Source organism: Actinoplanes sp. NPDC048791 (genome assembly GCF_040650095.1).
Classification (GTDB): domain Bacteria; phylum Actinomycetota; class Actinomycetes; order Mycobacteriales; family Micromonosporaceae; genus Actinoplanes.
In genome coordinates, this window is record NZ_JBEZGQ010000162.1 from 1 (window position 1) to 12024 (window position 12024).

The following is a 12024-nucleotide window of genomic DNA, read 5'->3' on the forward strand; positions in this document are numbered from 1 at the left end:
TCAGCATGCAGTTCCGCGGCCTGAAAGCGCTCGACGACATCTCGCTGACCGTCACCGGGGGCGAGATCCGCGGCATCGTCGGCCCCAACGGCTCCGGCAAGACCACCCTGTTCAACGTGATCAGCGGTCTCTACCGGCCCAGCCGCGGCCGGGTCGAGTTCCGCGGCCGGGACGTGACCAACCGCGCCCCGTACCGGCTGGCCCGGGCCGGGATGTCCCGCACGTTTCAGAACCTGCGCCTGTTCGGCGGCCTGAGCGTCGAGGAGAACCTGCTCGTCGCGCTCGACCGCAGCGGCACCGGGCAGAGCTGGCGCTATCTGCTGCGACCGGTCAGCGTGCTCCGTCGCGACCGCGACCTGCACCGGCAGGCCCACGCCGTGCTCGAACGCTACGGCCTCACCGAATTCGCCGGTCTGCCGCCCCGGTCCCTGCCCTACGGGATCCAGCGACGCGTCGAGATCGCCCGCGCGGTCGCCGCCGGCCCGGTGCTGCTGCTGCTCGACGAACCGGCGGCCGGCCTCAACGGCGAGGAGACCCGGCAGCTCAGCCAGATCGTCCGTTCCATCCGGGACAGCGGCATCACCGTGATCATCATCGAGCACAACATGGGCCTCGTGATGTCGCTGTGCGAGCGGGTCACGGTGCTGTCGGGCGGCCGGATCATCGCCGACGGCGCCCCCGCCGAGGTCGCCCGGACCCCCGCGGTGATCGAGGCCTATCTCGGCGACTCGATGAACGAAGGCGACCTGCCGCCGATCCCGGAGGTGACCCGATGACCGTCACAATCACCGAGGGACAGGACCTCACCGTGGAAGGCCTGACCGTGCACTACGGCGGCGTCTGCGCCGTGCGGAACCTGAGCCTGGCCGTGCCGGCCGGCGACGCCGTCGGCGTCATCGGTGCCAACGGCGCCGGGAAGACCTCCGCACTCAAGGCCATCCTGGGCCTCATTCCCCGTACGGTGGGCAGCCTGCGCTTCGGCGGCACCGACCTGAGCCGGGTGAACGCCCGGCAGATGGTGCGGCACGGCATCGGCTACGTGCCCGAAGGGCGGCACGTCTTCGCCGGCCTGCCGGTGGAGAAGAACCTGCTGCTCGGCGCGTACGCCCGCAAGTGGAACGCCGACACCCGGGCCACCCTCGCCGAGGTGTACGAGCTGTTCCCCGTCCTCGGTGAGATGAGCGGACGGCTGGCCGGAGCGCTGTCCGGGGGACAGCAGCAGATGCTCGCCATCGGCCGGGCCCTGATGTCGCGTCCACGGCTGCTGCTGCTGGACGAGCCGTCCATGGGCCTGTCACCGAAACTCGTCGAGGACATCCTGGCGGTCCTGCAACGGCTGCGCGCCGAAGGCCTGAGCCTGCTGCTGGTCGAGCAGAACGCCAAGCTCACCTTCGAGGCGACCAGCCGCTGCCTGGTCGTCGAGAACGGGGAGGTCGCGATGACCGGCACGTCCGAACAACTACGGCACGACCCCCAGGTCCGGCGCATCTACCTCGGCCTGTGACCGCCCGGCTCGGCACGCCTCTGGCGGTGGGCCGGCTGACGCTGCGCAACCGGGTGATCAGCCCGCCGATGGAGCGCAACTACGGCACCGCCGACGGCCGGATGACCGACCGCTACGTCGCCTATCTGCGGGCCCGGGCCGCGGGCGGGGCCGCGCTGGTCTTCACCGAAGCGACCTACGTACGCGCGGACGGCCGCGGCCGGATCCGGCAGCTCGGCGCACACGCCGATCACGTCCTGGCCGGTCTGGCCGAGGCGGCCGACGTGGTGCACGCCGAAGGCGCCCGGCTCGGGGTGGAACTGAACCACGCCGGCCGGGTCGCCGACCCGGCCGTGTCCGGCTTCCAGCCGGTCGCGCCGGCCGTGGTGCCCTTCCGCGGCCGTTCGCCCCGGGAACTGAGCACCGATGAGGCCGGGGAGCTCGCGGGCGCGTACGGCGAGGCCGCCCGCCGCTGCGCCGCGGCCGGGGTCGACGTCATCGAACTGCACGCCGCACACGGCTACCTGATCCACCAGTTCCTGTCGCCGCGCACCAACCACCGCACCGACCGGTACGCCGATCCGATCCGTTTCCTGGCCGAGGTGCTGACCGCGATCCACCGGGCCGCGCCGGACACCACGCTCTTCCTCCGGCTGTCCGCGTTCGAGGGGGTGCCGGGTGGACTGGACGCGGACGCGACGCTCGCGCTGACCGCCCGGATGCCGCTGGACCTGGTCGACGCCCTCGACATCAGCGCCGGGTGCTACGAGGCGGGGGAGTGGATGGTGCAGCCGGGTGAGGCCGAGCGGGGCGTCCTCGCGCCGTTCGCGGCCCGCTACCGCACCTTCGGCAAGCCGGTCAGCGTCGCCGGAAGGATTCCCACCGGTGCGACCGCCGAGCGGATCCTCGAGTCGGGCGCGGCCGATCTCGTCGCCGTCGGCCGGGCCCAGCACGCCGATCCGGCCTGGACCACCATCACGCTGAGCGGCGGCACTCCGCGCCCGTGCATCGGCTGCAACCAGGGCTGCATCGACGAGCTGCACCGGCAGCGACCGATCTGGTGCGTGACCAACCCCCGCACCGGGCACGAACACGTCCCCGCGCCCCGCCGGAGCCAGCCGCGGCGGATCCTGATCGTCGGTGCGGGCCTCGCCGGGCTCGAAGCGGCCCGCAGCGCCGCGCGGGCCGGACACGCGGTGACGATGCTCGAGGCCGGAGCGGAGATCGGTGGCCAGTTCCGGTTGGCCGCGATGCTCACCGCGAAGCCGGAGTTCAGCCGGCTGCTCGACTGGTACACCGCCGAGCTGGTCCGGCTGGGAGTGGATGTCCGGCGTTCGGTGGTCGCCGACGCCGAGACGATGGCAGCCACCGAGCCGGACGTGATTGTGCTGGCGACCGGTGGAATCCCTTTCCGGCCGACGATCCCCGGCCATCACCTGCCCCGGGTGATGGCGGTGACGGACTGGCTTCGCTGTCCACCCGCCCCGGTGGATGACGCTGTGGTGACGATCTGGGGAGCTGACCGCATCGGAGTTGCGGTAGCCGACGCCGCGGCGACCGCGGGCCACCGCGTCCTGCTGCTCTGCGCCGGATCCGGCCTCGCACCCGAGGCCGGTCCCCGCGAGAACGGACCGGTGCTGCGGCGGCTCCACGACAACCCGGCGGTCGAACTGCGGCTGCACACCACGCTCGAGGGCATCGAGAACGACCGGCTGCTGCTCGGCCGCGACGGCCGACGCTCCTGGTCGGATGTCCGCGGACCGGTAGTCGTCTCGCAGGGTTCGATGCCGGGCCCACCCGTGCCGACGCCGTACGGAATCCGCACTGTCGGGATCGACGCTGCGGTGGACGCGGCCGAAGCCATCCGGCGAGGCGCGGCCCTCGCCTTCGCCTTCGAGGGAGAGCCGGCATGACCGGTGGCGAGGCGCTGACCAGGAAGCACAACGCCGAACGCACCCGCGCCGACATCATCGAGATCGCCACCCGCGAGTTCGCCGACCGGGGGTACGCCGGCGCACGCGTCGACGAGATCGCAGCCCGCACCCGCACCACCAAGCGGATGATCTATTACTACTTCGGCGGCAAGGAGGATCTGTTCCTGGCCGTGCTGGAGCAGGCGTACCGCCGGATCCGCGCGCTGGAACAGCAGGTGGACGTCGAGCAGCTGGAACCCGCCGCGGCCCTACGCCAGCTCGCCGAACTCACCTTCGACCATCACGAGGCGGACCCGGACTTCGTACGCCTGGTATCGATCGAGAACATCCACCACGCCGACCATCTGCGCCGCTCGCAGTCCCGCGAAGTCCTGTCGGCTCCGGCCCTGGACATCCTGGCCCGCATCATGGAACGGGGCAGGGCCGCCGGCCAGTTCCGCGAAGACCTCGACGCCCTCGATGTCCACATGATCATCAGCGCCTTCTGCGTCTTCCGGGGCGCCAACCGCCACACCTTCGAAGCCATCTTCGGTCGTGACCTGCTCGCCCCGTCCCGGCGCGACCACCTGCGCACGATGATCGGTGACCTGGTGGTCGCGCATGTGACAACTCTCCCTGACCTGGCCGGCGACGGGGCTGTCCAGCGGGGGACAGGGGTCTAGAGTGGACGCGTGCTGGGAGTAGTCGCGGCCGCGCTTGGCGGTCCTGAGGTTTTGCAGGTCACGGAGCTGCCGGAGCCTGAAGCGGGGCCGGGGCAGGTTGTGGTCCGGATCCGTGCGGTCTGTGTGCACCCGGCTGACGTCGCCGCCACCACCGGAGAGATTCCTCGCGGGCCGGATGTGCCGCCGTTCTCGCCCGGATGGGACATCGCCGGCGAGGTGGCCTCGGTCGGCCCCGACACGGCTGATTTCGGAGTGGGCGATCGTGTCGTCGGGATGATTCCGTGGTATTTGACCCGGGGTGCCCCGGGCGGCTATGCCGAGCTGGTGGCGGCTGATGCGGACTGGTTGGTGCGACTGCCGGACGGTCTCGACTTCGTGTCCGCGGCCACGGTGCCGCTCAACGCCCAGACCGCGCACCAGGGGCTGTCACTGGTGTCGCTGGCCATGCTTCCGGCCGGCAGCAGCATTCTGGTCACCGGTGCCAGCGGCGGTGTCGGCGGCTTCGCCACCCAGCTTGCCGTTCGTAGCGGCTTTCGTGTCCTGGCGCAGGCCGCCCATGAGGATGAGCAATGGGTCCAGGGTCTTGGCGCTCACGAGGTGGTTTCCCGTTCCGTCGAGCTGGCCAAGGTAGGGCCGGTGGCTGCGGTGTTCGACGCGATCCCCCTCGGTGAGGCGGCAGCCGGTGCCGTCGAGGACAGGGGAATCGTGGTCGCGACCCGGCCCACGCCGGCCATCGTCCCGGCCCGTGGGGTGCGCCAGGAGCTGCAACTCATCCGGCACGACCGCGAGCTGCTGGCCGACCTGGTGGGGCAGGTGGCGGCGGGACGGCTGCGCACGCGCGTGGCGGACACGATGCCGTTGACCGAAGCGGCCGACGCGCACCGGCGGGTGCTGGCCGGTGGCCTGCGCGGAAAGCTCGTGCTGACGGTGGGTTGACGGGGCGAGCGTGGCGGCGGGCGGCGAGCCTGCCGCCGGTTCGCGATCACCGGTTGGTGGAGGACTTCCGGTCCAGGTACGGATCGGCTTCGGCTCGGACCGTGAGACAGTTCGTGGGGATCGTGTCGACCATCGTGCCGGCGCCGTTCAGGCCTCGGTAACGGACCAGGGCTGCCCATTCGCAGGCACTCTCGACCACTCCCGCACGACGGGCGCCGCCGCGGTGCACCCATACCGGGTCGCCCGGCCGGCACGCCACCGCAGGTCCCGGGGCGGTCAGGTCCGGCGGGGATCCGGGGGTCGCGGCCGGCTCGTACGTCTCGGTGTGGTCGCCGCTCTCCGTGGCCACGACCCAGGTGATACCGGTCTTGTCGGTGGTGTTCGCGTGCCGCTTGGCGCTGAACATCGCCTGGTCCGCGCGGCGCAGCAGGTCGGCCAGGTCGGCGGAGCGTCCAGCCGGTACGACGCCGATCGATGCGGTGACGGACAGGGTGTGGCCCTGCACGTCCATCGGGGGTGCGATCGCGGCGCTCAGCGAGCTGGCCACCTCGTGCCACCAAGCCTGCGGGACGTCGGCGCGCGGGGCGCGGGGCAGCGCGGCGAACTCGTCGCCGCCGAACCGGGCCACCAGGTGATCGGCGAGGCAGGTGGCCATGCGCCGGGCGACCACGCAGAGGACCTCGTCGCCGGCGTCGTGGCCGTACGTATCGTTGATCGGCTTGAAACCGTTGAGGTCGAGAATCAGGACGGCCGATGACTGATCGTCGCCGCGCAGCAGCTCCGGGGCGAGCGCGTGGAAGAGGCGGCGGTTGGCGAGTCCGGTGAGCTCGTCGTGGTCGGCCATCCACCGGAGTGAGGCGCGCTCCTGCTCCAGCTGCTGGACGTGCGCTGCGAGCTGATCGATGCGGGCTCGGAGGTGGGCAGTTGCCGGCTCGGTCCGCGGCTGAGCATCATCCGGCAGGGCACCGCCCGGATCGGCGGCGGCAGGTTCGAGGATCCGCATCGGCCGTCCTCTCAAGACTGCGGCGGACCAGCGGGAGCTGTCGAGTCGACGGCGAGGCATCACCGAGCGCCACAGTGGAATCATGGCAGTCGGCTGAGGCGCGTGCAAGATTTCACGCGGACAACTATCACGGTGACAAGATGCATCCGTGGCGGGTTTCGGCTACTTTAGGTACGTGCACTTTCGTGGTGAAAGAGTCGTCCTTGGACCTGAAATGCAGTTTTCGCACGTCAGGCCGGTAATGGCAGGGGCGCCGGGCCGCTGGACCGGTGGCCAGCCGATGACCCACGGTAAGCAACTCCAGAAGGAGGGGCACTGATGAGTGGCGAAACCGGCTGGATCATTTCCAGCAGGTCGACGGGCAACGGAGGCAGTTGCGTCGAGGCCCGCCGCCAGGACGGCCTCATCGAGGTCCGTAACAGCAAGGCCCGGGAGGCCGGCACCGTGGTGTTCACGATCGAGGAATGGGACTCGTTCCTGTTCGGGGCCAAGCGCGGCGAGTTCGACCAGCTCTTGACCGACTGATCCCGGCGGACCTCCGCACCGGGTTCAGTTCGTCAGCGGAACTCTCCGACCGGTACGGAGTCTTGGCTGATGAGATCGAAGATCCGCCGGTATTCGTCGACCTCGACCTGTTCCTCCAGGTAGAGCGCGCCGACGTGGGATTCGAGGTAGACCACGTCCGGATCGGCCGGGTCGTCGAACTCCAGGATCCGGAAGGCGCCGGCCATCGCCGCGTGCGCCCCGACCGAGAACGGCAGCACCCTGATGTCGACCGTGTCCTCTTGGGACAGCCGCCGGAGATGCTCGATCTGTCCCTTCATCACCTGTTCGCTGCCGACCACCCGGGTCAATGTTCCCTCACCGAGCACCGTCACGAGGCGGATCGGTGGGTTGCGAGCGAAGAGCGTCTTCTGCCGCTGCATGCGGAGATTGATGTGGCGCTCGGCGATCTCCGAGTCGACCGGCTGCTCGGCGCCGAAGACGGCTCGCGCGTACTCCGGGGTCTGCAGCTCGCCGGGAACGACCTCGCCGTCGTACCCGAACATGCGGGCCGCGGACGCCTCCAGCCCGACGTACAGCTTGAACCATTCGGGGATCACCGGGCTGGCGTCCCACCACTCCTGCTGTGAGGTGCCCAGCGCGAGATCGGCAAGCGCGTCGGTGATGCTCTGGTCCGCACCGTAGAGCCAGCAGAGCGCGCGCACGTTGGCCCCGGTGACCGGCACCTTGCCCGTCTCGATGCGGTGCAGCGTCGGCTCCGAGATGCCCAGCCGCGCTTCCACCACATCACGCCGGCTCATCCCGGACGCGGTGCGTAGCCGCGTCAACCGCCGCCCCAATGCCCGTCGCACGACGCGTTGGCCTGTGACCGGCACCCTTACCTCCGCCTTGCCAACCCCTGTGGACGGTGACGTCGACCACCGTACCCGCAACGCGGCGTCGTCAACAGGCGACCCGTCGTTGCTCCCCCGAACGGGCCAGGGCGATGAGCCCGGGCCGCGGTTCCGGAGCATCGGATCAAAAGCGGCGAGCGGCTCATTCGGGTGAGGCGTACGCCTCTGCTTGAAGGGCGAACAGTGCGGCGTACAGACCGCCGCTGTTGACCAGGTCGTTGTGTGTTCCCTGCTCGGCTACCGATCCGCCGTCGAGGACCAGGACCTGGTCGGCCATCCGGACGGTGGAGAGCCGGTGGGAGACGAAGATGGTGATGGCGCCTCGCTGTACTGAGCCTGGTGCGGATGCGGCGAAGCGGTCGAAGAGGTCCTGTTCTGCGATGGCGTCGAGGGCGGCTGCCGGTTCGTCGAGCAGGAGGACGAGCGGGGCTTGCCGGATCGCTGCGCGGGCCAACGACAGGGACTGCCATTGCCCTCCGGATAGCTGTGCTCCTGGGCCGTACGACTGCCCGAGCAGACTGTCCAGCCCGCCGGGTAACTGCCGTAGCATCCGCTCGGCACCGCCCCGGCCCAGGGCAGCGGTCAACGCCTCGTCATCGTCGATCTTCGAGACGTGGCCGATGCCGACATTCTCGCGCAGTGTGAGCTCCAGCATCATGTGGTCCTGGAACAGTGGAGCTACTTTGGCGTACCAGTCGGAGGGCGCCATCGTGGCCAGGTCGACGCCGTCGATCAGGATCCGCCCGCTGGTCGGGCGGTAGAGCCCGCACAGCAGTTTCACCAGCGTGCTCTTGCCGGCGCCGTTGTCACCGACCACGGCGAGTGATGTTCCCGCCGGGACGGTGACGCACACATCGTCGAGCACAGGTCTTGTCGTGCCGGCGTAGCTGAACGAGACGTGGTCGAACTCGATACCGCGGCGTAGCTCGGCGGGAACGGGCGCCGTGGGGACGACGGGTGGGTGATGGCTCGCCGTCGCACGCGTCCCCAGCTGGGTGATCCGTTCGAAGGTACGGGCGGCGCCGTGCAACGTGGACAGCAGTCCCAGGGCGCTCGACACCTGCACGCTCATCGGTACCGCCAGCGCGACGACCAGCACCACGTCACCGACCGTCACACGTCCTCGGGCCGCGTGGGTGACGACCAGGATCAGCGCCGCCGCGTTGGCCAGGACGAACAGACTCTGCCCGGCCGACCGCAGGGCGGCCGCGCGCCATACGCCCGACCAACGCAGGACCGTTGCCTGCTCCCAGGCCTGGCGTTGCAGATCCAGCACCGGCTCCTCGGCTCCGAACAGCCGGATCTCCTTGATCGCATCGCCGCGCGTAGCCAGCTCCACCAGATGGGCGCTGCGGCGGGTCGAGGCCGCGCTGCGCTCCTTCGCCGCCTCGATGAGTCGCTGCGCCCGGCTGCTGATCAATGCCGCCGGCGCGGCGGCCAGGGGCAGCAACATCAGCCACGGCTGGACGGCCGCCAGCAGGACCGCGGCGACCGCGATCTGCGCGGTCATGGCACTGATCTGCAGGACCGCTTCGAGGGCGATTCTGGTACGGACCAGGTCCTCGCGTACGAGTGCGGTCGTGTCGGCGGTCGTGGGGTCGTCGAGGTGTTCGATGCCCGCCACGCCGTTGGTCACCAGCAGCAGCTCTTCGTACAGCGCTACCTCGCACTGCTCGCCCAGCTCGAAGTAGCGCAGATGCGCGAAGTGGCTGAAGGACAACTCGATGACCAGCAGTACCGACATCGCGGCCGCCGCCGTGAGCGCCCGGCCGAGCAGGCCGTTCAGCGCGGCGTTGACGAAGCCCCGGAGCGCGACGGCGAGCAACGGCGTGGCCAGCTGGCCGGCCAGGACCAGTCCGGCGGCCTCGGTGAGGCGTCGGCGGTCGATGGACCACGCCATCCGCAGCAGATGCCACGCCGCGGAGACTGCTGCGCTCACTGCACCGTCTCCGGGCCGAACCGTCCGGCCTGGAGGTGGAACAGCCGGGCATAGCGTCCGTCGGCCCGCAGCAAGTGCTCATGGGTGCCGCGTTCGGCGACCCGGCCGTGTTCGAGCACGACGATCTGGTCGGCGCGGCGCACCGTGGAGAACCGGTGAGAAATGACCAGACTGGTGAGACCTTCGGTCAGTTCGAGGAAGCGGTCGTGGAACTCGACCTCGGCGCGGACGTCCAGCATGGCGGTCGGTTCGTCGAGGACGAGCACCGAAGCCCCGTGCCGGACGGCGTAGAACGCCCGCGCCAGAGCGATGCGTTGCCACTGACCTCCGGACAGCTCACGGCCACCGGGATAGTGGCGGGCGAGGATCGTCTCCAAGCCGTGGGGCAGCCGGTCCAGCACCTCGAGGATGCCGGCGCGCCGTGCCGCCTCGCGGATGCCCTCCTCGTCGTCGCGCACATGCGGCGCGCCCAGCCGGATGTTGGTCGCGGCGCTCAGCTCGTACCGCACGTAGTCCTGGAAGATCACCGCCACTTGCGACTGCCATGCGTGCTTGCCCGGTCCGGTCAATGCCCGGCCGTCCACCTCGATACGGCCCGCGCTGGGCTCGTGCACGCCGGTGAGAAGTTTCAGCAGAGTCGTCTTGCCCGCACCGTTGAGGCCCACGAGTGCGGTCGAGGACCCGGCGGGCAGGTTCAGGTCTATGCCGCTGAGCACCTCGCGGTTGCTGCCGGGGTAACGGAACCGGACGTCCGTGAAGCGGATGCCGGACTTCACTTCGCTGAGCGGGGTGGTGATGCGGGTTGCTGGTGTCCTCGGGTGGGTGACGGTCAGCTCGTTGAGCCGCCGGAGCGCGTCGAATCCCTCCAGCCCGTACTGGGTCTGCGGGTCACTTTCCGGGAAGAAGACCCCGAACCGTAGCGTGACGATCGTGGCCTGGGCGGCGACCGCCAGGTTGAGCAGCGACAGGTGCCCCGGCACACCCGCCAAGGCCAGGAGCGTCAGGGCCGTGCTGCCGCCGAGCAGAGCCGCGGCCGCCAGCCCGAGGAAGGGGCGTTGCAGAATCCGGCGCCGTTGCCGCCACAGCGGGCCGAGATAGGCCCCGGCCTCGGCGTGTTGCCGGGTGCGGAACCAGTCGTGCAGGCCGAGCAGCCTGATCTCCTTGGCCGCCGGGGTGGATGACGCAAACGCCCGCACGTATGTCATACGGCGCCGGCTGCCGGCGAGCCCTTTCCAGACGCGGGCGAAGCGGGCCAGGGATCCGCGCTGACCGAACCGTACGGTCAGCGCGGTCGTGGCGACGATCGTGGCTGCCCATGGCGACAGGGCGATCCCGACCAGCAGGACAGCGCCGGTCAGCTGCGTGTACCGCGCCACGAGCGCGAGGCCGCCGGCCACCGCGTCGCCCGGTGTGGGCATGGCCCGGTCCAGGGCGGCCCGGGAGTCCGCCAGCAGGTCGAGGACCTCGGTGCTGTCCAGGGCGGGCATGGCGGCGTCACGCAGGGCGGTGGTCATGAGTTCGTTGATGCAGCGGCCGTCGACCCGCCGGGCGATCAGGTCGCCGACGGCGCTCTGTAACGGCGCGAGACTCTGGTGGACCGCGAAGGTGATGCACGCGACGGCCAGCGGTACCGCCGGCGAGGCCCATCCCGTCTGCGAAGCCAGGACCGCGGGGACACGGGCCAGCAACATGCTCACCGCCACGAGGAAGCCCAGGGGCAGCAGCCCGAGCGCCAGGTTGATCAGCACTGAGACGGTGAGCAGGCCCGGCCCGGCCGCTGGGGCGAGCCGCAGCAGTTTCGGCCAGCGGGCGCTGAGCCGGCGCGGGGTCGCGACAGCATCGCCGGCGGGAGCGGGGGAGGTCACCGTCATCGGGTGGCGTGCACCATGAACGTGCGGATGTCCGCCGGGATCATCGGCGACGGGCGGACGTGCGAACGCATGCCGTGGCTCTGGAGCAACTCGCACACTGCGCGGAGCCGGCCGTTCAGGTCCTGTACTTCCAGCACCGCCTGGCGCACCAGCGGCCAGTGCCGGTCGTCGATGCCGCGCAGGACCTCCAGCTCGGCGCCTTCCACATCGATCTTCAGCAGGTCGATGTTCTGCTCGGGTTTCAGGTAGGACGACAACCGCTCGACCGCAACCCGTACGGGGTAACCGGTGTGCTGCCGTTCGACGTCCTCGACGGGTTCCTCGCGGCTGAGTACCTCCTTCTGGAGTTCCTTCTCATCCGGGTACCGGGTGGAGTTGCCGGGCAGGACCGGGTAGTAGGTGAACTCGACCGACTCCTCCCGGATCGCGCCGAGGGCGCGCTGCTCGACCTCGATCCCGGTGAGGCGGTGGAGAGAGATGTTGTCCCGCAGGGCCGCGGCGGCTTCAGGCATCGGTTCGAAGGCCTGGATACGCGCGTCCGGGAACAGGCCTTTGACGAACACGGCGAACAGGCCGATGTTCGCACCGACGTCGACCACCGTGGCCCGCTCCGGCAGGACGATGTCCGCGTACCCGCCCTGTTCGAAGATCTCCGCGTACTGCCAGTGGAGTTCCTTCTCGCTCGGGGCGACGAAGTGCACCTGGGGACGAACCTCGAAATTCCGTAGGCCGGTGGTGCCGGCCGGGTCGGCAGACGGCGGCTGCGCCCGGGCGGTGCGGTGGCATCGTATGCCCCGCT

Annotated in this window: 11 protein-coding genes; 6 read left to right on the plus strand and 5 right to left on the minus strand. The window is 70.2% G+C overall.

From position 1 onward, the window contains the following. The 5 genes from AB0C29_RS14865 to AB0C29_RS14885 form a co-directional block, all read left to right on the plus strand. On the plus strand, positions 1-776 hold a 776-nt coding region (locus tag AB0C29_RS14865), incomplete at its 5' end, for an ABC transporter ATP-binding protein (protein ID WP_360820356.1). Continuing rightward, positions 773-1504 carry an ABC transporter ATP-binding protein gene (locus tag AB0C29_RS14870; protein WP_360820359.1) on the plus strand — a complete coding sequence of 244 codons (732 nt, stop codon included), beginning with the start codon at positions 773-775 and terminating at the stop codon, positions 1502-1504. The genes AB0C29_RS14865 and AB0C29_RS14870, both read left to right, overlap by 4 nt. After that, the gene (locus AB0C29_RS14875; RefSeq protein WP_360820362.1) at positions 1501-3396 is read left to right on the plus strand and encodes an FAD-dependent oxidoreductase; all 1896 of its coding nucleotides are present in this window, start codon (positions 1501-1503) and stop codon (positions 3394-3396) included. Before AB0C29_RS14870 ends, AB0C29_RS14875 begins: the two co-directional genes overlap by 4 nt. Then, entirely contained in the window at positions 3393-4079 is a 687-nt protein-coding gene (locus AB0C29_RS14880) for a TetR/AcrR family transcriptional regulator (RefSeq protein ID WP_360820365.1), read from the plus strand. The genes AB0C29_RS14875 and AB0C29_RS14880 overlap by 4 nt, the downstream gene beginning before the upstream one ends. A 9-nt stretch (positions 4080-4088) precedes the next feature. Continuing rightward, a complete protein-coding gene (locus tag AB0C29_RS14885; protein ID WP_360820368.1) occupies positions 4089-5015 on the plus strand; it encodes an NADP-dependent oxidoreductase in 927 nt (308 codons plus the stop codon). Between the two features lie 46 nt (positions 5016-5061). Here the strand turns inward: AB0C29_RS14885 and AB0C29_RS14890 are convergent, their stop codons facing one another. Beyond that, complete coding sequence (locus tag AB0C29_RS14890; RefSeq protein ID WP_360820371.1) at positions 5062-6018, minus strand: GGDEF domain-containing protein; 957 nt, start codon at positions 6016-6018, stop codon at positions 5062-5064. 318 nt (positions 6019-6336) lie between these two features. On the opposite strand from AB0C29_RS14890, the gene AB0C29_RS14895 reads away from it, so the two are divergent. Then, a complete protein-coding gene (locus tag AB0C29_RS14895) occupies positions 6337-6543 on the plus strand; it encodes a DUF397 domain-containing protein (protein ID WP_360553859.1) in 207 nt (68 codons plus the stop codon). 32 nt (positions 6544-6575) lie between these two features. Here AB0C29_RS14895 and AB0C29_RS14900 read toward each other — a convergent pair whose 3' ends face one another. The 4 genes from AB0C29_RS14900 to AB0C29_RS14915 form a co-directional block, all read right to left on the minus strand. After that, positions 6576-7535 (minus strand): helix-turn-helix transcriptional regulator, encoded by a 960-nt coding sequence (locus AB0C29_RS14900; RefSeq protein WP_360820374.1) that lies wholly within the window; start codon positions 7533-7535, stop codon positions 6576-6578. Positions 7536-7557: 22 nt separating this feature from the next. Then, on the minus strand, positions 7558-9354 hold the full coding sequence (locus AB0C29_RS14905) for an ABC transporter ATP-binding protein (protein WP_360820376.1): 1797 nt from the start codon (positions 9352-9354) through the stop codon (positions 7558-7560). Beyond that, positions 9351-11225 (minus strand): ATP-binding cassette domain-containing protein, encoded by a 1875-nt coding sequence (locus tag AB0C29_RS14910; protein WP_360820379.1) that lies wholly within the window; start codon positions 11223-11225, stop codon positions 9351-9353. Before AB0C29_RS14910 ends, AB0C29_RS14905 begins: the two co-directional genes overlap by 4 nt. After that, the coding region (locus AB0C29_RS14915; RefSeq protein WP_360820382.1) for an FkbM family methyltransferase at positions 11222-12024 on the minus strand (803 nt) is incomplete at its 5' end. The genes AB0C29_RS14910 and AB0C29_RS14915, both read right to left, overlap by 4 nt.